Below are 21842 nucleotides of genomic sequence, written 5' to 3' on the forward strand. Positions count from 1 at the left end.
TTTCTTAGGTATGCCTAAGTTCAGCGTCCCGGGCCCCCAGGAGGCAGCCATGTCGGCAGACGCAGAAGTGCACGGCGACCCCCGTCCGTCCGTCGTGTCCATGAGGGCGCTGCTGGCCGCGGGCATGGCCGCCAGTGCGGTGTCGACGCCGCCCGCGTGGGGCCGGCCGCGCCCGGTGGAGCCCGAGGGACCCACGACGCAGCAGGCCGCCCCGGAGTCCGAAGCGGCCTGAAGCCTGGTCCCACGTATGGGTGAACGCGCGCCCGCCGCCCGGCGGGGCGCAGGCCCGTCAGGGAACGACGACGACCTTCGAGTTGACCGTCGCGAAGGACCACATCGCGTCGCCGTCCTGGCGCGTCATGCGGATGCCGCCCGTCTTCTTGTCGGGGTTGGGCTCCGGCATCGAGCCGTCCACGCGGGCGCTGAACCCGACCGCGACCCCCTCGGCCGTGGTGAACCGTACGACGTGCTCGATCGGCACCCCGTCCGAGCCGGTGACGGAGCCCGAGCGCGAACCGACCCCGACCACGTAACTGCCCGGCTTCGGGTGCACCGTGCTCGGCATCACCGCGAACGACTTCGGCTCACCGGCCTCGCCGACCAGCCACACCCGCTTCAGGGACACCGAGTACACGACCCGCTTCCCGGTGCCGGAGCCCTCCGGCAGGGCCACCGGCTTGGCCGGGTCCTGCTTGGGGGCCGCCGCGGCGCCGGACGGGCTCGGGGCGGGGCTCGAGGCCTGGCCGCCCGCCTTCGACGGGAGCGCGGGCGCCGTCGCGGAGGCCTGGTAGCCGAGGAAGCCCACGGCGGCCAGCGCCGCTACGGTGAGCCCGGCCACGATTCCCGAGCTGCTGCGTGCCACCTTGCTCCACCTCTCCACGCCTGCCTTGGTCCCGCACCACCGGGCACCTCGGTCGAAAGGTAGCAGCCGGGGTGCCCCACGACCGGCCGCGAGGCCCCCCGGCCCGGGAGTCGTAGGCTGTTCGCGTGCTCTTGCTCGCTGTAGATACCGCCACGCCCGCCGTCACCGTCGCCCTGCACGACGGCGAGTCCGTCCTCGCCGAGTCGAACCAGGTCGACGCCCGCCGCCACGGGGAGCTCCTGCTGCCCTCCGTCGACACCGTCCTCGCCGAGGCCGGGGTCAAGCTCGAAGCCGTCACCGGCATCGTCGTCGGCGTCGGCCCCGGCCCCTACACCGGGCTCCGCGTCGGCCTCGTCACCGCCTCCACCTTCGCCTCCGTCCTCGGCGTCCCCGTGCACGGCCTGTGCACCCTCGACGGGCTCGCCTACGCCGCGGGCGCCGCCGGGATCGAGGGCCCCTTCACCGTCGCCACCGACGCGCGGCGCAAGGAGGTCTACTGGGCCCGGTACGAGGACCCGCGCACGCGCGTCGGCGAGCCCGCCGTCGACCGGCCGGCGGACATCGCCGAACGGGTCGCCGGCCTGCCCGCGGTCGGCCAGGGGGCGCGCCTGTACCCCGAGGTCTTCCGGGACGCCCGCGAGCCCGAGCACCAGTCGGCGGCCGCCCTCGCGGCCCTGGCCGCCGAGCGACTCGCGGCCGGGGCGGAGTTCTTGCCCGCGACCCCGCTCTACCTGCGCCGGCCCGACGCGCAGGTGCCCAAGAACTACAAGGTGGTCACCCCGCAGTGACAGCGGTACTGCGCGAGATGCGCTGGTGGGACATCGAGCCCGTGCTGGAACTGGAGCACGAGCTGTTCCCCGAGGACGCCTGGTCCGCGGGGATGTTCTGGTCCGAACTCGCCCACGCCCGCGGCCCCGAGGCCACCCGCCACTACGTCGTCGCCGAGGACCCGGAGGGCCGCCTGGTCGGCTACGCCGGGCTGTCCGCCGCCGGCGACCTGGGCGACGTACAGACCATCGCGGCCGCGCGCGACCAGTGGGGCACCGGGCTCGGCGCCCGGCTGCTCACTGACCTGCTGCGCGCCGCCACCGCGTTCGAGTGCGCCGAGGTGCTCCTGGAGGTACGGGTCGACAACACCCGCGCCCAGAAGCTCTACGAGCGCTTCGGCTTCGAGCCGATCGGCTTCCGGCGGGGCTACTACCAGCCCGGCAACGTCGACGCGCTCGTGATGCGCCTTTCCGATCCCTCCAGCTCCGTCACCGCAGGCGGACCCGTACAAGGTGAGACCCATGGCTGACGAACCGCTCGTCCTCGGCATCGAGACCTCCTGCGACGAGACCGGCGTCGGCGTCGTCCGCGGCACCACCCTGCTCGCCGACGCGATCGCGTCCAGCGTGGACGAGCACGCCCGCTTCGGCGGGGTCGTGCCCGAGGTCGCCTCGCGGGCGCACCTGGAGGCGATGGTCCCGACCATCGAGCGCGCCCTGAAGGAGGCCGGGGTCAGCGCCCGCGACCTCGACGGCATCGCGGTCACGGCCGGCCCGGGCCTGGCGGGGGCGCTGCTGGTGGGCGTCTCGGCGGCGAAGGCGTACGCGTACGCGCTGGGCAAGCCGCTGTACGGGGTGAACCACCTGGCCTCGCACATCTGCGTGGACCAGCTGGAGCACGGGCCGCTGCCGGAGCCGACGATGGCGCTGCTGGTGTCCGGCGGCCACTCCTCGCTGCTGCTGGCCCCGGACATCACCTCCGACGTACGGCCGCTCGGCGCGACCATCGACGACGCGGCCGGCGAGGCCTTCGACAAGATCGCCCGCGTCCTCCAGCTCGGCTTCCCCGGCGGCCCGGTCATCGACCGGCTCGCGCGCGAGGGCGACCCGAAGGCGATCAACTTCCCGCGCGGGCTCACGGGGCCGCGCGACGCGGCGTACGACTTCTCCTTCTCCGGCCTCAAGACGGCGGTCGCCCGCTGGATCGAGGCGAAGCGGAAGGCGGGCGAGGAGGTGCCGGTGCGCGATGTGGCGGCGTCCTTCCAGGAGGCCGTGGTGGACGTGCTGACGCGCAAGGCGATCCGCGCGTGCAAGGACGAGGGCGTCGACCACCTGATGATCGGAGGCGGTGTCGCGGCCAATTCCCGGCTGCGCTCGCTCGCACAGGAGCGCTGCGACGACGCGGGGATCATCCTGCGCGTGCCGCGGCCGAAGCTGTGCACCGACAACGGCGCGATGGTGGCGGCGCTGGGCGCGGAGATGGTCAAGCGCAACCGTCCGGCCTCGGACTGGGACCTGTCCGCGGACTCCTCGCTGCCGGTGACGGACCCGCACGTCCCGGGCACGGCCGCCGCCGAGGACGACGGGACCGCGCACGGTCACGGGGGTCACGGGCACGCGCACGACCACGACCACGTCCACGAGCTGAGCAAGGACAACCTCTACTCATGAGCACCGTCGCGCTGATGTGGGAGGCCCGGGCCGTCGACGGGCGGGGCAACGAGCTGCTGGAGTGGGCCCGTTCGCAGGTGCTGGCCCGGGAGCCGGTGCGCCGTGAGGTGTTCCGGGCCCCGCAGGACCGGGTGCTCGTCATCACCTGGTGGGAGGCGCCCGAGGGGGTGGCGGCGGAGCTGCCCGAACTCCCCGAGCCCGCGGCCGACTTGATCACCCGGGCCGTGCACCGCTGGCGCTTCGAGTCGGTGGAGGTCGGCGAGGGCTGACGCGCCCCCGTCCCGTCCCCGTCCGTCCCCGCCCCGACCCCGGCTACGGCTGCGCGGGCGCGCCGATCAGCATCGACGGCGCGCCCGCCACCCGGGTCAGGAACACCGTCGCGGAGTTCGGGCCCTGCGGCTTGACCTTCTTGCGCAGTTCCTCGGGCTCGACGGCGGAGCCGCGCTTCTTCACCGTCAGGATGCCGACCTCGCGCTCGCGCAGCAGCGCCTTCAGCTTCTTCAGGCCGAAGGGCAGCACGTCGGTGATCTCGTACGCCGTCGCGTACGGGGTGGCGCGCAACTCGTCGGCGGTGACGTACGCGATGGTCGGGTCGATGAGCCGGCCGTCCAGCTGCGCGGCGACCTCGGCGACCAGGTGGGCCCGGATCACCGCGCCGTCGGGCTCGTAGAGGTAGCGCCCGACCGGCCCGGCCTCGGGGTCGGGCAGCGGGTCGGCGGTCTCCAGCGTGCGCGGCCCGGGGAGCAGGGTGGCGCGGACGGTTCCGGGGGCGGTGCCGAACCAGAGCACGGCCTCCTTGACGTCACCGGAGTCGGAGATCCACTCCGCCTCGGCCTCCTTCGGCACCGCCTCGTGCGGGACGCCGGGGGCGATCTTGATGGCGGCGCGCGGGGCCGACAGGGCGGCCTTCACGGCCCACGACAGCGGTGGGGAGTAGCTCTCCGGGTCGAAGACGCGGCCGCGCCCGCCGCGCCGGGCCGGGTCGATGAACACGGCGTCGTACCCGGAGGTGTCCACCTCCGTCACGTCCGCTTCCCGGACCTCGATCAGGTCCGCCAGGCCCAGCGCCTCGGCGTTGGCGCGCGCCACGGCGACGGTGAGCGGGTCGCGGTCCACCGCCAGGACCCGGATGCCGAGCCGGGCCAGGGCGAGGGCGTCCCCGCCGATGCCGCAGCACAGGTCGGCGACGCTGCGCACGCCGAGGGCCGCGAGGCGCTCCGCGCGGTACGAGGCGACCGATGCCCGGGTGGCCATCTCGCCGCCGCCGGGGGTGAAGTACATCCGGTAGGCGTCCTCGGCGCCGAACTTCGCCACCGCCCGCTGCCGCAGCCGGGCCTGCCCGAGCGCGGCGGAGACCAGCTCCGCGGGGTGCTCGCGGCGCAGCCGGGTGGCGACGGCCAGCTCCTGGGCGGGGTCGTGGTCGCGGAGCGAGTCGAGGAGGGCGTGGCCCTCGGGGGTGAGGAGGGCGGCGAAGTCTTCGGGGGTCACCGCTTCATTGTGGGCCAGTCGGTGGAAGGTCGGCCTCCGCTCGCGGTGTCGCCCGGGCGGCGCGGGCGGGTGGTGTAAGGATCCGCTGCTATGCAGCTAGTAGGACAAAAAGCAAATCAGAAGCAATACGGTCACCGGTCCGCGGGGCGTGCGCGCGGCCGGTTCGGGGTGGCCTTGGCCGCGCTGCTGGTCGCCGGCCTGGGAACGGCGTGCGGATCCTCGGACTCCGCAGCGCCGGACAAGACGGAGAAGACGAAGGCCGCCAAGGGCGCGGAGACGGGCGCCGCCGGCGCGCTGGCCCAGGCGGAGAAGGCCAAGGCCGCCCAGCAGGCCCGTGTCGCCCTCGCGAAGCGCTGGGGCCTGGCCAAGACCCCGCTCCTCGCCCCGGCCGCACCGAAGGAGAAGCCGGAGATCACCACCCGCGAGGGCTTCGAGGTGGAGGACGGCGAGGAACTGCCGCAGGTCTTCACCACCGTCCCGACCGAGGACAAGGTCGTCTTCCTCACCATCGACGACGGCGCCGAGAAGGACCCCGAGTTCCTGAGGATGATGCGGGAACTGAAGATCCCGTACACGGCGTTCCTCAGCGACTACCTGGTGCGGGACAACTACCCGTACTTCAAGGACATGCAGGCGGCCGGAGTCACCCTCAACAACCACACCCTCAACCACCGCTACATGCCCGGGCTCTCGTACGACCAGCAGCGCGAGGAGATCTGCGGCCAGCAGGACACCATCCAGAGGGTGTTCGGCAAGCGCCCGACCCTCTTCCGGCCGCCGTACGGGAACTACAACCAGGACACGCTGCGCGCGGCGAAGTCCTGCGGGATCAAGGCGGTTCCGCTGTGGAACGCCGAGGCGTTCACGAACCGCATGGACTACCGCGAATGGGACCGGGACCTGCACCCCGGTGACATCATCCTCACGCATTTCCGGGGCAAGGAGGACTGGAAGGGGTCGATGCCTGACATGATCCGTCATGTCATGAAGACCGTCACGGACAAGGGGTACGCCGTGGCCCGGCTGGAGGACTATCTGTGAAGCACGCGCGCCGGTTGGTAGCCGGAACGCTGGCGGCCGGCGCGCTCGCGCTGTCCCTGTCGGGGTGCGGGAACAGCGTGGACCCGATCGAACGGATGGGCCGCAAGGCCTCGCAGGGGGCGAGTCCGCAGGCCGCGGCCTCGCCCTCGCCCTCCGCCCGGTCCTCCGCGGGGGCGGAGGCTCCGGCTGACGACGCGTACAAGCGCTGGGGGCTCTCGCAGCCGCTGAAGTTCGCACCGAAGCCCGACCGGAAGCCCGCCCTCGCGTCGGCGGCACCGGGCAAGGCCCCGGTCGTGGACCGAATACCCGTGCCGGCGGGGGAGAAGGTCGTATTCCTGACCTTCGACGACGGCGCCGAGAAGGACCCCGAGTTCCTGAAGATGGCGGCCGACCTGAAGCTGCCGATCAGCATGTTCCTGACGGACAACGTGGCTTCGTCGGACTACGGGCACTTCGAGAAGCTCCGCGACAACGGCAGCGGCAGCACGATAAACAACCACACCCTGACGCACCCGAACCTGCGCACCCTCTCCTTCGCGGCGCAGAAGAAGGAGATATGCGGCCAGCAGGACCGCCTGCAACAGCGCTTCGGCCACCGGCCCCCGCTGTTTCGCCCGCCGTTCGGCAACTACAACGACGACACCCTGAGGGCCGCCTCCGAGTGCGGGGTCTCGTCGGTGGTGCTGTGGCGGGTGTCGATGCAGATCAACAACTTCCAGTACGCCGAGGGCTCGGCGCTGAAACCGGGTGACATCATCCTGGCCCACTTCCGCGGCAAGGCGGAGCTCAAGGGCTCGACGGAGATCGAGATGACGACGCGCATGCTGCGCCGCATCCAGGACCAGGGCTACGCGATAGGGCGGCTGGAGGACTACCTGTAGGGCGGCGCCCCCGCCGCCACCACAGGCGTGATCGTGGTTTCCACCGGGCCGCGGGCGTCCGCCTGGCGTTGGCGTTCCGCGCTGTCGCTGATGCGCAGGAGGAGCGCGATCATGATCCAGTTGGCCAGGAGTGACGAGCCGCCCTTCGCGAGGAAGGGCAGGGCCTTGCCGGTCAGGGGGATCAGGCCCGTCACGCCGCCCGCGACCACGAAGACCTGCAGGGCCAGCGCCGCCGAGAGGCCCACGGCCAGGAGCTTGCCGAACGGGTCGCGCGCGCCCAGGGCCATGCGCAGGCCCCGCTGCACGAGCAGGGCGTAGAGGATCAGGACGGCCATGACGCCGGCCAGGCCCAGTTCCTCGCCCACCGTGGTCAGGATGAAGTCGCTGCGGCCCGCGAACTTGATCAGCTCCGGGTGGCCCATGCCCAACCCCGTCCCGGACACCCCGCCCGTGCCGAAGCTGAACAGCGCCTGCGCCGACTGGTCCGAGGTGACGCCCGGCGGCCGGTCCTTCCAGTAGTAGGACAGCGGGTTGAGCCAGGCGGCCACGCGGGCCTTGACGTGCGGTTCGGTCGAGCCCACCACGAAGGCGCCCACCGACGCCATGAGCACCCCGCACACGATCCAGCTGGTGCGCTCGGTGGCGACGTACAGCATCACCACGAACACGCCGAAGAAGATCAGCGACGTGCCGAGGTCGCGCTCGAAGACGAGCACCAGCATCGACAGGATCCACACCGTGATGATCGGCCCGAGCTGGCGCATCGGGGGCAGCCGCATGCCCAGGAACTTCCGGCCGGTCAGGGACAGCGAGTCGCGGTGGATGACCAGGTAGCCCGCGAAGAAGACCGCGATCATGATCTTCACGAACTCGCCGGGCTGGAGCGAGAACCCGAACAGGATGATCCAGCGCTTGGCGCCGTACGTGTCCGCGCCGAAGAACACCGGCGCGATCAGCAGCACCAGCGCCACCGCCATGGTGATGTAGATGAACCGCTGGAGCAGCCGGTGGTCGCGCAGCAGTGCCAGCACCAGCAGGCACGCGGCGACCCCGACCACGGTCCACAGCAGCTGGTCCGGGGCGTTCGGATCGCCCCCGTACCGCTCGATGTAGCTCTGGTCGAGCCGGTGGATCAGCACCAGTCCGAGCCCCGTCAGCAGCATCGCGATCGGCAGGATCAGCGGATCCGCGTAGGCCGCGAACCGGCGCACGCCCAGGTGCCCCACCAGCGACAGCAAGGTCATGCTGAGGGTGAAGCCGGCGAGGTTCGGCGGCAGCTCGCCGTTCATCGCCAGGCTCGCGCTCGCGTGCCCGAAGACGGCGATGGCGATGACGAAGACGAGCAGCAGCGCTTCCGTGCGGCGGCGCGCGCCGGCCGCCGTCAGGGGCCTCAGTCCACGCACGGGATGCCGCCACCGTCCGCGGCGCTCTTCGGCGAGGCGCTGGGGGAGGGTGACGAGGGAGGTGCCGCGGAGTGCGCCTCACCGGATGCCGGAGGGGTGCTCGGGCCTGCGGAAGCCATGCGTCCGATCTGCTCGGCAATGAGGCGCTTTATCTTCATATCATCTACGACGTTGATGTCCTCCCCATGGTTCCTTCCGAAGCGCTCTATGGGGAGTGTCATGAACCTCGTTTTGCCGCCGGACAGGTTTTTGGCCTGTTTCACGAACGACAGCAGGTCCCACCCGGCATCCGTCACCACGTCCTTCTTCGCGGAGTCGATCAGCTTGATCAGCTTCGTGGGATCGGTGAACGTCCCGACCGAGTTCAGCTTCTGCGTCGCGCCAGCAAGGAAGGCCTGCTGCCGCTTCGTGCGGTCCAGGTCGCCCCCGTCCAGGCCGTGCCGCTGCCGTACGAAGGCCAGCGACTGCTGCCCGTCGAGGGTCTGCCGGCCCGCCGGGAAGTCGGCGCCCGAGTACCGGTCCTTCACCGCCTTGTTCAGGCAGACCGGTACGCCGTCCAGCGCGTCGGCCAGGTGGTAGAAACCGGCCAGGTTCAGCTCGGCGAAGTGATCGATCGGGACGCCCAGGAAGTCGCGTACGGTCTCCAGCTGCGCCTTGCGCCCCGCCTCGCGGCCCTCCCGCTCCAGTTCCCGCCGGTCCTTGACCCCCTGGGCGGCGAGGGCGTCCTCCCTGGCCGCCTTGGCCAGCCCGTACGCCTTCTTGATCTTGTCCTTCCCGTGCCCGCGGATCGCCACGAAGTCGTCGCGCGGGATGGAGAAGGCCGTCGCCCGCCCGCCGTCGCCGGGTACGTGCAGCAGGATCAGGGTGTTCGCGTTGTAGCCGCCGATGTCGGAACTCCCGGCGTGCAGCTTGTCGAGGACCTCCTCCGGCAGCTTCTCGCCGTTCTGGTCGCGGCGGCTGTCCAGGCCCATGAGCAGGATGTTCGTGTCGCCGAACCTCGACTTCTCGGCGCCCTCCAGGGCCTTGGAGCTGCCGATGCTGCCCGCCAGGTCCAGGTACGCGTACCAGGCGGTGCCGCCCGCGACCGCCGTCAGGACGCAGCCGGTGATCAGCAGCGTGCGGCCGAGCCGGCGGGACGGGTGCCGGCGGCGGGGCTTCCTCCGTTGCGCGCTCATGCCTGTCGATGCTGGGGGAGCGGCGCTGAAGGAAACCTGAGGGTCCTGAAGGCGCCTTCAGGAACGGGGCCGTCAGGAGCAGGGCCGTCAGGAGCAGGGCCTTCAGGAGCAGGGCCTTCAGGAGCGGGGCCGTCAGCCCCGGGGTGTCATGGCCGGGCCGTCAGGAGCCGGCCGTCAGGAGCCCGCAGGGCGCCCCGCCGTGCGCCCCGGCACGCGCAGGACCAGCCGTGCGCCCCCGGCGGGGGAGGGGAGTACGTGGACGTCCCCGCCGTGCGCCCGCGCGATCTCCCGGGCGATGGCCAGCCCCAGCCCGGTGCCGCCGCCGGCCCGGCTCCGGTCCGGATCCAGGCGTACGAAGCGCTCGAACACCCGGTCCCGGTCCGCCTCCGGGATCCCCGGGCCGTCGTCCGCGACCTCCAGCAGCGCCCAGCCCCCGGCCGGGTCCGCGTCCGCCCGGACGGTGACCCCGGCGCGGGCGTGCCGCAGCGCGTTGTCCACCAGGTTGGCCAGCGCCCGCTCCAGCCGCGCCGGATCCCCGGCCGCCGGTACGGGCGCCCCCGCGTCCAGACGTACCGGAACCCGGGGATCCGGGCGCCGCGCCACGTCCTCGGCGGCCAGCAGCGCCAGGTCCACCGGCTCGGAGCGGGCGCCGTCGCCGTCCCCGTCGAGCCGGGCCAGCAGCAGGAGGTCCGCCGCGATCCGCTGGAGCCGCTCGGTGTCGGCCAGTGCGGCGGCCACCGACTCCCGGTCGGGCCGCTCCAGCGCGACCTCCAGCCGGGACCGGACCGCCGCCAGCGGATTGCGCAGCTCGTGCGAGGCGTCCGCCGTGAACTGCCGCTGCCGGGCGTCGCTGCGCTCCAGCCGGTCGAGCGTGTCGTTGACGGCCCGGGCCAGTTCGGCGATCTCGTCCGCCCCGCCCGGGTCCGGAACCCGCCGGTCCAGCTCGCTCGCCGTGACCGCCGCCAGCCCCGTCCGGATCGCGGTGACGGGGCGCAGCGCCTGCCCCGTCACCCACCAGGCCAGGGCCGCCGCGAAGCCGATCAGCGGGGGCGCGCCGGCCAGCATGCCGACCGCGACGGCCCGTGTGGCGTCGTCGACGTCGCCGAGCACCGTGACCGCGACGACCTCGCGCGCGCCGGGGGCCGCCACCGCGACCGCCGCGCGCCGTTCCGCGCCGGGGCGCGCGGGCGGCAGTACGGCCGACCGGGAGTCCTCGCCGGACGGGGGGCGCAGCGGGCCGAGGTCGGGGGTGTCCTTCGGGTCCCCGCTGGAGGCGAGGATCCGGCCGGCCGCGTCCCGTACGAGGACCAGGTCCACGCCGCCTTCCGGCCCGGGCAGCCGCCCGCCGGGCGGGAGGGGCCGGGCGTCGAGCTGCGCGGCGACCTTGCGGGCGGCGAGTTCGGTGCGTCCGGTGGTGTTGTCGAGCAGGTTCGCCCGCAGCAGCGCGTACAGCCACAGCCCGCCGGCGCCGAGGACCGCTGCCATCGCGAGGGCAGCGGCCGCCGCGGTGCGCGCCCGGACACCCCTAGCCACCGTCGGGGGCCATCCGGTAGCCGGTGCCGTGGACGGTGAGGATCGAGCGGCGGCCGAAGGGGGCGTCGATCTTCCGGCGCAGGGAGGAGACGTACACCTCCACGATGTTCGGGTCGATGGCCTGCGGGCCGTCCCAGACCTGGTCGAGGATGTCCTGCTTGGCGACGGCCTCGCCGGGGCGTTCCAGCAGGCAGGCGAGGACGCCGAGCTCACGGGCGGTCAGCTCGATCTCGCGCTCGCCCCGGCGGCAGCGGCGGGCGGGCGGGTCGAGGACGAGGTCCCCGGCCCGCAGGGTGCTGCCGGCGCCGGGCGTGCCGGCGCGGCGGGCGAGGGCGCGCAGGCGGGCGGCGAGTACGACGAAGGAGAACGGCTTGGTGAGGTAGTCGTCGGCGCCGCGGTCCAGGCCGTCCGCCTCGTCGTGTTCGCCGTCCCGGGCGGTCAGCATCAGCACCGGCGTGGTGTCGCCGTGGGCGCGCATGCGGGCGCAGATCTCGTAGCCGTTCAGGCCCGGGAGCATCAGGTCGAGGAGGACGGCGTCGTACGGTCCGCCGGCGAGGGCGAGGTCCAGGCCGCGGTGGCCGTCGTGGGCGACGTCGACCCAGTGGCCCTCGGCGGACAGGCCCCGCCGCAGGGACTCGGCCAGGCCTTCTTCGTCTTCGACCACGAGGATGCGCACCGCACAAGCCTCACATATGGTGCGGCGGTCCGACCGGGGCCCTGACCGCCGAGCCGTCGCCGGCCGGGCTGCCGTCGCCGGCCGCGCCGTCCTCCCCGCCGGCATCGCCCTCACCCGCCGCGCTGCCGTCCCCGATCGTGCCGCGCCGGCGCCCGATGGCGTCCCGTACGGCCGCGATCACCGCCCAGACGGGGAAGATGCAGGCGAGCACGCCTATGCCGATGGGCAGCAGCGACGTGAGGAGGTCCGTCTGCACGACGGTGTCGGCCGAGGGCCCACTGACCCGGGCGGCCATCGGCTGCGTCGGCCGCTCGTCGAACAGGCCGTCGATGTCGATCCCTCGGAGCGTGAACGATCCGTCGGCGGCGGTGAAGGATCCCGTGCACGCCGCGTGCCGTTCCCCGTGCGTGTTCTCCTCCCAGCGGCACCGCTCGGCGACGAAGGTGCCCTCCACCCCGGTCAGCTGGGTCACCAGCCGCGGTACGGCCACCGAAAACGCGAAGATCCCGATCCCGAAGCCGATGAGGATCGGGATGGCGTGCCGCCAGCGGACGCCTGAGTTTGCCCTGGTCATGAGGCGGACAGTAGTGCTCCCGCCCGTACGCGCGTACGGGTTTTCGCGAGCCGGGAGGCCGGATCCGCGCAACGCCCGCCGACGGGAATTGGCACTCCGCTTGACCGAGTGCTAATCGCCGGAATAGTGTCGCACCTGGCACTCGCCACCGGTGAGTGCCAACACAGCGACAGGCAGGTCCGGCACCCGCGACGACGGATCGACCTGGTCGCCACCTCAGACAGTTAACCCCGGATCTCCGAAGGGGGAGGTCGGATCGTGACGACCGCCAGCTCCAAGGTTGCCATCAAGCCGCTTGAGGACCGCATTGTGGTCCAGCCGCTCGACGCCGAGCAGACCACGGCCTCCGGCCTGGTCATCCCGGACACCGCGAAGGAGAAGCCCCAGGAGGGCGTCGTCCTCGCCGTGGGCCCGGGTCGCTTCGAGGACGGCCAGCGTCTCCCGCTGGACGTCACCGTCGGCGACATCGTGCTGTACAGCAAGTACGGCGGCACCGAAGTGAAGTACAGCGGCGAGGAGTACCTCGTCCTCTCGGCTCGCGACGTCCTCGCGATCGTCGAGAAGTAATCACTTCTTCAGTTTTGCTTTGAGCTGCGCCCCTGGTCACCCCGCTGATTGCCGGGCGGCGAGGGGCGCTGCTCGTTAAACCCGAGTTTTCGAGAGGGCTGAACCGCTCCCATGGCGAAGATCCTGAAGTTCGACGAGGACGCCCGTCGCGCCCTCGAGCGCGGCGTCAACAAGCTTGCCGACACGGTCAAGGTGACGATCGGCCCCAAGGGCCGCAACGTCGTCATCGACAAGAAGTTCGGCGCCCCCACCATCACCAACGACGGTGTCACCATCGCCCGCGAGGTCGAGCTGGACGACCCGTACGAGAACCTGGGCGCGCAGCTCGTGAAGGAGGTGGCGACCAAGACCAACGACATCGCGGGTGACGGCACCACCACCGCCACCGTGCTGGCCCAGGCGCTCGTCCGCGAGGGTCTGCGCAACGTCGCCGCGGGTGCCTCCCCGGCCGCCCTGAAGAAGGGCATCGACGCCGCGGTCAAGGCCGTGTCCGAGGAGCTCCTCGCGACCGCCCGCCCGATCGAGGACAAGTCCGACATCGCCGCCGTGGCCGCGCTCTCCGCGCAGGACCAGCAGGTCGGCGAGCTCATCGCCGAGGCGATGGACAAGGTCGGCAAGGACGGTGTCATCACCGTCGAGGAGTCGAACACCTTCGGCCTGGAGCTCGAGTTCACCGAGGGCATGGCCTTCGACAAGGGCTACCTCTCGCCGTACATGGTCACCGACCAGGAGCGTATGGAGGCCGTCCTCGACGACCCGTACATCCTGATCAACCAGGGCAAGATCTCGTCCATCCAGGACCTGCTGCCGCTGCTGGAGAAGGTCATCCAGGCGGGTGGCTCCAAGCCGCTGCTGATCATCGCCGAGGACGTCGAGGGCGAGGCGCTCTCCACCCTCGTCGTCAACAAGATCCGCGGCACGTTCAACGCCGTGGCCGTCAAGGCCCCCGGCTTCGGCGACCGCCGCAAGGCGATGCTCCAGGACATGGCCACCCTCACCGGTGCCACCGTCATCGCCGAGGAGGTCGGCCTCAAGCTCGACCAGGCCGGTCTGGACGTCCTCGGTTCCGCGCGCCGCGTGACCATCTCCAAGGACGACACCACCATCGTCGACGGCGGTGGCGAGTCCTCCGAGGTCCTCGGCCGCGTCAACCAGATCAAGGCCGAGATCGAGTCGACCGACTCGGACTGGGACCGCGAGAAGCTGCAGGAGCGCCTGGCGAAGCTCGCCGGCGGCGTCTGCGTCATCAAGGTCGGCGCCGCCACCGAGGTGGAGCTCAAGGAGAAGAAGCACCGCCTCGAGGACGCCATCTCGGCGACCCGCGCCGCGGTCGAGGAGGGCATCGTCTCCGGCGGTGGCTCCGCGCTCGTCCACGCCGTGAAGGTGCTGGAGGACAACCTGGGCCTGACCGGCGACGAGGGCACGGGTGTCGCGGTCGTCCGCCGCGCCGCCGTCGAGCCGCTGCGCTGGATCGCGGAGAACGCCGGCCTCGAGGGCTACGTCATCACCGCGAAGGTGGCGGAGCTGGAGAAGGGCAACGGCTTCAACGCCGCCACCGGCGAGTACGGCGACCTGGTCAAGGCCGGCGTCATCGACCCGGTCAAGGTCACCCGCTCCGCGCTGGAGAACGCCGCTTCCATCGCCTCCCTGCTGCTCACGACCGAGACCCTGGTCGTCGAGAAGCCGGCCGAGGAAGAGGCCGACTCGCACGGCCACGGTCATGGCCACAGCCACTGATCGCGTCCCACGCCGAGAAGGCCCCGTTCCGCAGTCGCGGAACGGGGCCTTCCCCGTTTCACCCCGTTCGGGTTCAGGATCCGTACGGCGATCCCGAGCCGCCCATTTCGCGTTGCAGCTGTCCGGGGTTGTAGTGCCACCAGCCCTCGGCGATCTCCCCGTTCAGGATCCGGAACGTGGTGGTGCCCGACATCTCGTACGTCTTGCCGGTCGAAGCGACCCCCATGAACTCGCCCTTCTGGGTGCCGCGCCAGTTCCACACCGTGGTGACGAAGTCGCCCTCGCACACCTGGGCCACCGGCTCGAAGTTCATGTCGAAGGCCGCGCGCCACGTCTGCATGTCCGAGCGCATGCCGTCGCGTCCGACGACGGTGGACTCCTCCTTGCTGGCGTCGTGGTCGATGTAGTTCGCCGCGAAGCACTCGTCGAGGACGCTCATGTTCCCGTCCGTGACGGCTTCCTGGAACACCCGGTTGACGAGCTGCTTGTTGAGGTGCTCGTCGCGGACCACGTCGAGGTTCATGAACTTCGGCATTCCCTCGCAGAGAGCCACCATCTGCTGGAACATCCGGTCCGTCTCCGGCAGATGAGAGTTCTTCATGGCGTCCTCGTACGAGGCGAATTCCACCATGTCCACGTAGTGGTTCCGGGCTTCGCGGTCCTGGCCGATCATCGTGTGGGTCGCGGTGCGCTTCCCGCTGCTCTGCTCCGCCCAGCGGTCGATGAGCGCGTTCATCTCATCGAACCGCTTGGTCTCGTAATCGATCACCTGTACGAATGTCATCGCGTCGCCTCCCGCTGGAGATGGGACAAGTCCAGTTTAGGGAGGGTTCGCCCGTTTAGCGGCTTACTGGGGCCCGTACTTGCGGCCGGTGCGCGAGGACACCCCGCCCAGCAGGCCGCGCGGCGTCAGCTTCACCACGCTCATCAGAGCCTTGTACCGGGGGTCCGGGATCGACACCGTCCTGCCGCGCGCCAGGTCGGCCAGCGCCGCCGCCACCAGCTTGTCCGCGTCGAGCCACATCCAGCCGGGGATGTTGTCCGTCCCCATGCCGGCCCGCTGGTGGAACTCCGTGCGCACGAAGCCCGGGCACAGCGCCATCAGCCGCACCCCGGAACCCGACAGGTCCCGCGCCGCGCCCTGGGTGAACTGCACGACCCACGCCTTGCTCGCCCCGTACGTGCCGCGCGGTACGAACGCGGCGACCGAGGCCACGTTGATGACCCCGCCGCGGCCGCGTGCGCGCATCGACCCGGTGGCCGCCGAGGTCAGCCGCAGCACCGCCTCGATGTGCACCTTCAGCATGGTCAGCTCGTCGGCCATCGAGACTTCGAGGTAGCGGCCCTTGTTGCCGAATCCCGCGTTGTTGACCAGCAGGTCCACCGGGTGCGTCCGGTCGCCGAGGCGCTGCTCGACCGCCGCGATGCCCTCCTCGGTGGCGAGGTCGGCGGCCAGCACCTCGGCCTCGATGCCGTGCCGGTCGTGCAGCTCGGTCGCCTGTTCGGCGAGCCGCTTCGTGTCGCGGGCCACCAGTACCAGGTTGTGCCCCTGGGCGGCGAGCCGCCGGGCGAAAGCGGCGCCGATGCCCGCCGTGGATCCCGTAATCAACGCAGTCGTCATAGGCGCAACCTAGCCGCCCGCGCCGACGGCGCCGAGAGGACCCGGCCCGCAGGGCCTACGGGGCGCCCCGGGTCCCGTACTTCTCCACGTACCGCCGGACGGCGTCGTGCGCCTGCGGCTCCATCGCCGCGCCCGCCGCCGCCGTGCGCGGGAGCAGCGCCCGCTCGGTGGTGAAGGCGCGGAACCAGAACCCCACCGTCACCTCGTGGTCCGGGCGGTACAGGACCTCGACCCGGTCGCCGGGGCGGACCGCGCCCTCCTCGATCACCCTCAGGTACGCGCCCGGCCGCGCCGCCCGGGTGAACCGCCTGACCCACGCCGGCTCGCCGAGCGCGCCCTGGAAGGTCCGGCAGGGGATGCGCGCCGAGGCCACTTCGAGGACGAGGTCCGCGCCGACCCGCCAGCGCTCGCCGAGCAGCGCTCCCGTCACGTCGATGCCGGAGGTGGTGAGGTTCTCGCCGAAGACCCCGGCGGGCAGCTCCCGGCCCAGCTCCTCCTCCCAGCGGTCCAGGTCCTCGCGGGCGTACGCGTAGACCGCCTGGTGGTCGCCGCCGTGATGGCGCAGGTCGCAGACGGCGTCGCCCTCGACGCCGCTGCCGGCCGTGCCCTTGGGGCCCGGCGCGAACACCCGGACCGGTCCCGGGACGGGCCGCTTGCCGATGCCCGTCACGCCGCCCTCGGCGTCGGTGTGGTCCGAGGCCGTGGCGCGGCCCAGGTTGACGGAGATGAGGTGCATGCCCACCACGCTAGCCGAGCCGCCTCAAAGCCCCGGAGGGACATTCGCGCCGCGGTCAAAGCAGGGCTTATGCTCGAAGGGTGATCGAGGCACGTCATCTCCGCGTCCTGCGCGCCGTCGCCGGGACCGGGTCCTTCTCCGCCGCCGCCCGCGAGCTCGGCTGCACCCAGCCCGCCGTCTCCCAGCAGATGAAGGCGCTGGAGCAGTCGGCCGGCACCCCGCTGCTCATCCGCACCGGGCGCGAGATGCGGCTCACCCAGGCCGGTGAGGCCCTGGTGCGGCACGCCGCCGGGATCCTCGCCGGGCTGACGGCCGCCGAGGAGGAGGTCGCGGCCATCGCGGGGCTACGCGCGGGCCGGGTCCGGCTGGTGTCCTTCCCCAGCGGGAGCTCGACCCTGGTGCCGACCGCGCTCGCGGCGATGCGCGCCGAGCACCCGGGCACCCGCATCTCGCTGGTCGAGGCCGAGCCGCCGCGCTCCGTGGAGATGCTGCGCGAGGGCGACTGCGACCTGGCGCTGGCGTTCCGGTACGGCGGGGCCGCCCATTCCGCCGCGGAGTGGGAGGACCTGGTGGTGCGGCCGCTGCTGACCGACCGGCTCGTCGGGCTGGTTCCCGACGGGCACCGGCTGGCCGGCGCGGAGCGGGTGGGCATGGCGGAACTCGCCGACGAGCCCTGGATCGCGGGCTGTCCGCGCTGCCGCCGCCATCTCGTGGAGGTGTGCGAGGGCGCGGGCTTCACCCCGCGCATCGACTTCGCCACCGACGACTACCCGGCCGTGGTGGGCCTGGTCGGCGCCGGGCTGGGCGTGGCGGTGCTGCCGGAGCTCGCGGTGGAGTCCGTCCGGGCCAAGGGTGTGAGCACCCTGAGCGTGGAACCGGCCGTTGAGCGGGAGGTCGTGGCGCTGACGCTGCCCGACCTGGCCAGGGTGCCGGCCGTGGCGGCGACCCTGGCCGAGCTGGAGCGGGCCGCCACGCGCTGACCGTACGTACGGCCGGACGCGTGACGGCTCGGGGGCGAGGAAACGTTCCTTCGGGTGTTCCCCGCCCGTCGGTCAATGCGGCGCGATCGGTCCGATCGCGCTGGATGCGGGGATCAGGCGGTGCCGTGCGCGGCCCATCAGCTCTTCGCGTTCGTCTTCCGTGAGGCCGCCCCACACCCCGTAGGGCTCGCGGACGGCCAGTGCGTGGGCGGCGCATTCCGAGCGCACCGGGCAGCGCATGCAGACCTCTTTAGCCGAGGCCTCGCGCGCGCTCCTGGCCGCGCCCCGCTCGCCTTCCGGGTGGAAGAACAGGGAGCTGTCGACCCCGCGGCAGGCTGCCAGCAGCTGCCAGTCCCAGAGGTCGGCGTTCGGTCCGGGGAGGCGGGAGAAATCTGCCATGGGTAGTCCTCTTGGTGCCGGTACTGAGGCGGATACGGTCCATGTCTCCAACGGGTCTCCACACCTACTGTCTGAGTAGATGTAAATATGACTCATTGGGAATCTAGCCTCAGACACGTGCCAAACGGAAGGAAAGCCGCCAAATAGGGCATAGCTCCAGATGGAGGACAGATGAGTTGCGCCTCCCGCGTGGTGATCGGTTCCTCACGTAGAGTGCCGAAGGTGTCCGTCCAACCCGTAACTCTTTCGAGTGACCATCGTTGAGAGTGCGAAGGCGGTTGAAAGAAGAAGTTCCCGGACATGTGTCCGAGAGCATCGACCGCACAGGTGACGATACGTACCAGCCTGGAGGCTCAAGGTGACGCGCATCAGCAGCTGCGGAGGGCGGTCATGACATCCGTCCTCGTCTGCGACGACTCCCCGCTTGCCCGAGAGGCGCTCCGTCGCGCGGTTGCCACCGTGCCCGGCGTCGAGCGTGTGACGACGGCTGCCAACGGCGAGGAAGTCCTCCGCCGCTGGGGTGCCGACCGCTCCGACCTGATTCTGATGGATGTACGGATGCCCGGGCTGGGCGGTGTGGAGACGGTCCGCCGGCTGCTCTCGGCCGACCCGGGCGCCCGCATCATCATGCTGACGGTCGCCGAGGACCTGGACGGCGTGGCCCTCGCGGTCGCCGCCGGCGCCCGGGGCTATCTGCACAAGGACGCCTCGCGCGCCGAACTGCGGGCCACGGTCACCCAGGCCCTCGCCGACCCGACCTGGCGACTGGCCCCGCGCCGGCTCCGCTCGGCCGAGATGGGCGCCGCGCCCACGCTCACCGCGCGCGAGATCCAGGTCCTGGAGGGCATGAGTCACGGCCGGTCCAACGCGGAGATCGGGCGCGAGCTCTTCCTCTCCGAGGACACGGTCAAGACGCACGCCCGCCGGCTGTTCAAGAAGCTGGGCGCCTCGGACCGGGCGCACGCCGTGGCGCTCGGATTCCGCTGGGGCCTGGTCCGCTGACCGTCCGCCCGACCGCACGCCCGCCGGCCGGCCACCGCCCCTGACCGCGACCGGCCGGCCGCGCGTGTCCCGCCGTACCCGGTGCGCGCCCGGGGATTGGCGGGGCACAATCCGGGGGACGTGTCGCGGGGACGTGTCGCTTCGTGCGCGATGCCGCATCCTTGAGTGTGTGGCCGCGTTTTTCGGAGATGGGGCCGCGGGGATGATTCGGGCCGAGCGGAGGGGAGGGGGGACGATGAGTACCGGCGTACCCGCTCACAACGCTTCGATGCACAACAGTGACGACCGGGGTGCCACGAATGCTCCGGCGCCAAGGCACCATGGATTGATGCGTGACGACGAGGCCCTGGGGTCACCCGCGGCCACAGGCCCGAGCGGCACCGCCAAGAGCGGCAGTGCCGCGGGTGTCAGCGCGCTCGTACGCCGGGCGGTGGAGGGTGACGAGCAGGCCACGCACGACCTGCTCGCCTTCGTGCACCCGCTCGCCATCCGGTACTGCCGCACCCGGCTCTCGCGGCTTCCCGGTGACGCCCGCCACTTCGTGGAGGACCTCGCGCAGGAGGTCTGCGTCGCCGTCCTGATGGCCCTGCCGAGGTACCGGGACACCGGGCGGCCCTTCGAGGCCTTCGTCTTCGCCATCGCCGCGCACAAGGTCGCCGACCTCCAGCGCGCCGCCATGCGGCACCCGGGGAGCACCGCCGTGCCCTCCGACGAGATGCCGGAGCGGCCGGACGACTCGCTGGGCCCGGAAGAGCGGGCGCTGCTCAGCAGCGACGCCGCATGGGCCAAGAAGCTGCTGGCCAACCTCCCGGAGAACCAGCGCGAGCTGCTGGTCCTGCGGGTGGCCGTCGGGCTGACCGCCGAGGAGACCGGGCAGATGCTCGGGATGTCCCCCGGCGCGGTGCGGGTCGCGCAGCACCGGGCGCTCAGCCGGCTCCGCGCGCTCGCCGAGCAGTGACACCCGAATCCTCGTAGGACTCGCAGGAACATGGGTGGGACATGGGACTCGTAGGAACAGACGAAACTTCTGCTTGACCTTGGTCGTGGAATGAGACGCGTCGGGATCCCGTTAGCATGGACATCCGCGCTGAGCAAGACCATTTGGGAAGGTGTCATGACCGCCGACGGAGTGCCCGACAAATTCGCCACGCTCGGACTGACCTACGACGACGTGCTGCTGCTGCCGGGCGCGTCGGACATGGCGCCGGACCAGATCGACACCTCTTCCCTCATCTCGCGCAACGTCCGCGTGAACGTGCCGCTGCTCTCCGCCGCCATGGACAAGGTCACCGAGGCCCGCATGGCCATCGCGATGGCCCGACAGGGCGGCGTCGGCGTCCTGCACCGCAACCTCTCCATCGCCGACCAGGCCAACCAGGTCGACCTGGTCAAGCGCTCCGAGTCCGGCATGGTCACCGACCCGATCACGGTGCACCCGGACGCGACGCTGCGCGAGGCCGACGAGCTGTGCGCGAAGTTCCGCATCTCCGGCGTCCCCGTCACCGACCCGGCCGGCAAGCTCCTGGGCATCGTCACCAACCGCGACATGGCCTTCGAGTCGGACCGCAGCCGCCAGGTGCGCGAGGTCATGACCCCGATGCCGCTGGTCACCGGCAAGGTCGGCATCTCCGGCGTCGACGCCATGGAGCTGCTGCGCCGCCACAAGATCGAGAAGCTTCCGCTGGTCGACGAGGCCGGCATCCTCAAGGGCCTCATCACGGTCAAGGACTTCGTCAAGGCCGAGAAGTACCCGAACGCCGCGAAGGACAAGGACGGCCGGCTGCTCGTCGGCGCGGCCGTCGGTGTCGCCGGTGACGCGTACGACCGCGCGCAGGCCCTGATCGAGGCGGGCGCCGACTTCATCGTCGTCGACACCGCCCACGGCCACTCCCGCCTGGTCGGCGACATGGTCGCCAAGATCAAGTCGAACTCCTCGGTCGACGTCATCGGCGGCAACATCGCCACCCGCGACGGCGCCCAGGCCCTCATCGACGCCGGCTGCGACGGCATCAAGGTCGGCGTCGGCCCCGGCTCCATCTGCACCACCCGCGTCGTCGCCGGCATCGGCGTCCCGCAGGTCACCGCGATCTACGAGGCCTCCCTCGCCGCCAAGGCCGCGGGCGTCCCGGTCATCGGCGACGGCGGCCTCCAGTACTCCGGCGACATCGCCAAGGCCCTGGTCGCGGGCGCCGACACGGTGATGCTCGGCTCGCTGCTCGCGGGCTGTGAGGAGTCCCCGGGCGAGCTGCTCTTCATCAACGGCAAGCAGTTCAAGTCGTACCGCGGCATGGGCTCGCTCGGCGCGATGCAGTCCCGCGGCGACCAGCGCTCCTTCTCCAAGGACCGCTATTTCCAGGAGGGCGTGGGCGGCGACGACAAGCTCATCCCCGAGGGCATCGAGGGCCAGGTCCCCTACCGCGGCCCGCTCTCCGCGGTCGTGCACCAGCTCGTCGGCGGCCTGCGCCAGTCGATGTTCTACGTCGGCGGCCGCACGGTGCCGGAGCTCCAGGACCGCGGCCGGTTCGTCCGGATCACCTCGGCGGGCCTCAAGGAGAGCCACCCGCACGACATCCAGATGACGGTCGAAGCGCCGAACTACTCCCGTAAGGGGTAGCGGCCAGAGTCAGCGCATGGGGCGGGTCCGGAGCAACCGGGCCCGCTCCTCGCCGTTGCGGGGGCTGCGACCCCGGGCCCCCGCGCCTCACACTCCGGTGGGGCCCGAGCGGTGT

The 21842-nt window shown here is 71.7% G+C and carries 24 protein-coding genes; 13 read left to right on the forward strand and 11 right to left on the reverse strand.

What is annotated here, in order from left to right:
* The first annotated feature begins 49 nt into the window (after nt 1-49).
* Complete coding sequence (locus OG982_RS18145; protein WP_266785507.1) at nt 50-232, forward strand: hypothetical protein; 183 nt, start codon at nt 50-52, stop codon at nt 230-232.
* Between the two features lie 57 nt (nt 233-289).
* Here the strand turns inward: OG982_RS18145 and OG982_RS18150 are convergent, their stop codons facing one another.
* Complete coding sequence (locus tag OG982_RS18150) at nt 290-862, reverse strand: hypothetical protein (RefSeq protein WP_266948877.1); 573 nt, start codon at nt 860-862, stop codon at nt 290-292.
* A gap of 125 nt (nt 863-987) precedes the next feature.
* Between OG982_RS18150 and tsaB the strand changes: the two genes are divergently transcribed.
* Genes tsaB through OG982_RS18170 form a run of 4 tightly spaced genes read left to right on the forward strand, consistent with a single transcriptional unit; the run spans nt 988 to nt 3569 of the window.
* Complete coding sequence (tsaB, locus tag OG982_RS18155) at nt 988-1650, forward strand: tRNA (adenosine(37)-N6)-threonylcarbamoyltransferase complex dimerization subunit type 1 TsaB (RefSeq protein ID WP_266948878.1); 663 nt, start codon at nt 988-990, stop codon at nt 1648-1650.
* A 17-nt stretch (nt 1651-1667) separates the two neighbouring features.
* Nucleotides 1668-2159: a ribosomal protein S18-alanine N-acetyltransferase gene (rimI, locus tag OG982_RS18160; RefSeq protein ID WP_266791885.1), complete on the forward strand. Its 492-nt coding sequence runs from the start codon at nt 1668-1670 to the stop codon at nt 2157-2159.
* The gene (gene tsaD / locus OG982_RS18165; protein ID WP_266785501.1) at nt 2152-3300 is read left to right on the forward strand and encodes a tRNA (adenosine(37)-N6)-threonylcarbamoyltransferase complex transferase subunit TsaD; all 1149 of its coding nucleotides are present in this window, start codon (nt 2152-2154) and stop codon (nt 3298-3300) included. Before rimI ends, tsaD begins: the two co-directional genes overlap by 8 nt.
* Nucleotides 3297-3569, forward strand: coding sequence for a hypothetical protein (locus tag OG982_RS18170; protein ID WP_266785499.1), 273 nt, complete (start codon nt 3297-3299; stop codon nt 3567-3569). Before tsaD ends, OG982_RS18170 begins: the two co-directional genes overlap by 4 nt.
* A 43-nt stretch (nt 3570-3612) precedes the next feature.
* Here OG982_RS18170 and OG982_RS18175 read toward each other — a convergent pair whose 3' ends face one another.
* Complete coding sequence (locus OG982_RS18175; protein WP_266791883.1) at nt 3613-4806, reverse strand: methyltransferase domain-containing protein; 1194 nt, start codon at nt 4804-4806, stop codon at nt 3613-3615.
* 150 nt (nt 4807-4956) lie between these two features.
* Here OG982_RS18175 and OG982_RS18180 point away from each other — a divergent pair, with 150 nt between their 5' ends.
* Both OG982_RS18180 and OG982_RS18185 read left to right on the forward strand, forming a co-directional pair.
* Nucleotides 4957-5829, forward strand: a complete 873-nt coding sequence (locus tag OG982_RS18180) for a polysaccharide deacetylase family protein (protein WP_266785497.1) — start codon at nt 4957-4959, stop codon at nt 5827-5829.
* Nucleotides 5830-5843: 14 nt separating this feature from the next.
* On the forward strand, nt 5844-6710 hold the full coding sequence (locus tag OG982_RS18185) for a polysaccharide deacetylase family protein (protein WP_266949942.1): 867 nt from the start codon (nt 5844-5846) through the stop codon (nt 6708-6710).
* Here the strand turns inward: OG982_RS18185 and OG982_RS18190 are convergent.
* The 5 genes from OG982_RS18190 to OG982_RS18210 form a co-directional block, all read right to left on the reverse strand.
* Nucleotides 6701-8113 carry an FtsW/RodA/SpoVE family cell cycle protein gene (locus OG982_RS18190; protein WP_266785495.1) on the reverse strand — a complete coding sequence of 471 codons (1413 nt, stop codon included), beginning with the start codon at nt 8111-8113 and terminating at the stop codon, nt 6701-6703. The two genes, OG982_RS18185 and OG982_RS18190, sit on opposite strands and share 10 nt — an antisense overlap.
* Nucleotides 8101-9288, reverse strand: coding sequence for an LCP family protein (locus tag OG982_RS18195; RefSeq protein WP_266785493.1), 1188 nt, complete (start codon nt 9286-9288; stop codon nt 8101-8103). Before OG982_RS18195 ends, OG982_RS18190 begins: the two co-directional genes overlap by 13 nt.
* Nucleotides 9289-9462: 174 nt before the next feature.
* On the reverse strand, nt 9463-10821 hold the full coding sequence (locus tag OG982_RS18200; protein ID WP_266948880.1) for a HAMP domain-containing sensor histidine kinase: 1359 nt from the start codon (nt 10819-10821) through the stop codon (nt 9463-9465).
* Nucleotides 10814-11497, reverse strand: coding sequence for a response regulator transcription factor (locus tag OG982_RS18205; protein ID WP_266785489.1), 684 nt, complete (start codon nt 11495-11497; stop codon nt 10814-10816). Before OG982_RS18205 ends, OG982_RS18200 begins: the two co-directional genes overlap by 8 nt.
* Nucleotides 11498-11507: 10 nt before the next feature.
* Nucleotides 11508-12071, reverse strand: a complete 564-nt coding sequence (locus tag OG982_RS18210) for a hypothetical protein (RefSeq protein ID WP_266948881.1) — start codon at nt 12069-12071, stop codon at nt 11508-11510.
* Nucleotides 12072-12329: 258 nt separating this feature from the next.
* Between OG982_RS18210 and groES the strand changes: the two genes are divergently transcribed.
* Both groES and groL read left to right on the forward strand, forming a co-directional pair.
* Nucleotides 12330-12638 (forward strand): co-chaperone GroES, encoded by a 309-nt coding sequence (gene groES / locus OG982_RS18215; protein ID WP_030011064.1) that lies wholly within the window; start codon nt 12330-12332, stop codon nt 12636-12638.
* Nucleotides 12639-12749: 111 nt separating this feature from the next.
* Nucleotides 12750-14375 (forward strand): chaperonin GroEL, encoded by a 1626-nt coding sequence (gene groL, locus OG982_RS18220; protein WP_266785485.1) that lies wholly within the window; start codon nt 12750-12752, stop codon nt 14373-14375.
* Between the two features lie 73 nt (nt 14376-14448).
* Here groL and OG982_RS18225 read toward each other — a convergent pair whose 3' ends face one another.
* From OG982_RS18225 to OG982_RS18235, 3 genes are all read right to left on the reverse strand, one after another.
* Nucleotides 14449-15159, reverse strand: coding sequence for an ester cyclase (locus OG982_RS18225; RefSeq protein WP_266785483.1), 711 nt, complete (start codon nt 15157-15159; stop codon nt 14449-14451).
* Nucleotides 15160-15222: 63 nt separating this feature from the next.
* A complete protein-coding gene (locus tag OG982_RS18230) occupies nt 15223-15996 on the reverse strand; it encodes an SDR family oxidoreductase (RefSeq protein WP_266785481.1) in 774 nt (257 codons plus the stop codon).
* A 55-nt stretch (nt 15997-16051) separates the two neighbouring features.
* Nucleotides 16052-16732, reverse strand: a complete 681-nt coding sequence (locus tag OG982_RS18235; RefSeq protein ID WP_266785479.1) for an MOSC domain-containing protein — start codon at nt 16730-16732, stop codon at nt 16052-16054.
* An 80-nt stretch (nt 16733-16812) separates the two neighbouring features.
* Here OG982_RS18235 and OG982_RS18240 point away from each other — a divergent pair, with 80 nt between their 5' ends.
* Nucleotides 16813-17712, forward strand: a complete 900-nt coding sequence (locus OG982_RS18240; protein ID WP_266785477.1) for a LysR family transcriptional regulator — start codon at nt 16813-16815, stop codon at nt 17710-17712.
* Nucleotides 17713-17784: 72 nt separating this feature from the next.
* Here the strand turns inward: OG982_RS18240 and OG982_RS18245 are convergent, their stop codons facing one another.
* A complete protein-coding gene (locus OG982_RS18245; RefSeq protein WP_030027725.1) occupies nt 17785-18111 on the reverse strand; it encodes a WhiB family transcriptional regulator in 327 nt (108 codons plus the stop codon).
* Nucleotides 18112-18501: 390 nt separating this feature from the next.
* On the opposite strand from OG982_RS18245, the gene OG982_RS18250 reads away from it, so the two are divergent.
* The 3 genes from OG982_RS18250 to guaB all read left to right on the forward strand — a co-directional run bounded on the left by OG982_RS18250 (nt 18502) and on the right by guaB (nt 21727).
* Nucleotides 18502-19113 carry a response regulator transcription factor gene (locus tag OG982_RS18250; RefSeq protein ID WP_003948568.1) on the forward strand — a complete coding sequence of 204 codons (612 nt, stop codon included), beginning with the start codon at nt 18502-18504 and terminating at the stop codon, nt 19111-19113.
* A 328-nt stretch (nt 19114-19441) separates the two neighbouring features.
* Nucleotides 19442-20071 carry a sigma-70 family RNA polymerase sigma factor gene (locus tag OG982_RS18255; protein WP_266785473.1) on the forward strand — a complete coding sequence of 210 codons (630 nt, stop codon included), beginning with the start codon at nt 19442-19444 and terminating at the stop codon, nt 20069-20071.
* Nucleotides 20072-20227: 156 nt separating this feature from the next.
* A complete protein-coding gene (guaB, locus tag OG982_RS18260; protein WP_266785471.1) occupies nt 20228-21727 on the forward strand; it encodes an IMP dehydrogenase in 1500 nt (499 codons plus the stop codon).
* Nucleotides 21728-21842 lie beyond the last annotated feature (115 nt).

This window comes from Streptomyces sp. NBC_01551 (genome assembly GCF_026339935.1).
Taxonomy (GTDB): Bacteria; Actinomycetota; Actinomycetes; order Streptomycetales; family Streptomycetaceae; genus Streptomyces.

Bases quoted from the DNA above. Each gene is read 5' to 3' on its own strand.
- OG982_RS18235 (WP_266785479.1), bottom strand. From the start codon at position 16,732: ATGCACCTCATCTCCGTCAACCTGGGCCGCGCCACGGCCTCGGACCAC.
- groL (WP_266785485.1), top strand. From the start codon at position 12,750: ATGGCGAAGATCCTGAAGTTCGACGAGGACGCCCGTCGCGCCCTCGAG.
- guaB (WP_266785471.1), top strand. From the start codon at position 20,228: ATGACCGCCGACGGAGTGCCCGACAAATTCGCCACGCTCGGACTGACC.
- rimI (WP_266791885.1), top strand. From the start codon at position 1,668: ATGCGCTGGTGGGACATCGAGCCCGTGCTGGAACTGGAGCACGAGCTG.
- OG982_RS18170 (WP_266785499.1), top strand. From the start codon at position 3,297: ATGAGCACCGTCGCGCTGATGTGGGAGGCCCGGGCCGTCGACGGGCGG.
- OG982_RS18195 (WP_266785493.1), bottom strand. From the start codon at position 9,288: ATGAGCGCGCAACGGAGGAAGCCCCGCCGCCGGCACCCGTCCCGCCGG.
- OG982_RS18250 (WP_003948568.1), top strand. From the start codon at position 18,502: ATGACATCCGTCCTCGTCTGCGACGACTCCCCGCTTGCCCGAGAGGCG.
- OG982_RS18145 (WP_266785507.1), top strand. From the start codon at position 50: ATGTCGGCAGACGCAGAAGTGCACGGCGACCCCCGTCCGTCCGTCGTG.
- OG982_RS18255 (WP_266785473.1), top strand. From the start codon at position 19,442: ATGCGTGACGACGAGGCCCTGGGGTCACCCGCGGCCACAGGCCCGAGC.
- OG982_RS18230 (WP_266785481.1), bottom strand. From the start codon at position 15,996: ATGACGACTGCGTTGATTACGGGATCCACGGCGGGCATCGGCGCCGCT.
- tsaD (WP_266785501.1), top strand. From the start codon at position 2,152: ATGGCTGACGAACCGCTCGTCCTCGGCATCGAGACCTCCTGCGACGAG.
- OG982_RS18225 (WP_266785483.1), bottom strand. From the start codon at position 15,159: ATGACATTCGTACAGGTGATCGATTACGAGACCAAGCGGTTCGATGAG.
- OG982_RS18210 (WP_266948881.1), bottom strand. From the start codon at position 12,071: ATGACCAGGGCAAACTCAGGCGTCCGCTGGCGGCACGCCATCCCGATC.
- OG982_RS18245 (WP_030027725.1), bottom strand. From the start codon at position 18,111: ATGGCAGATTTCTCCCGCCTCCCCGGACCGAACGCCGACCTCTGGGAC.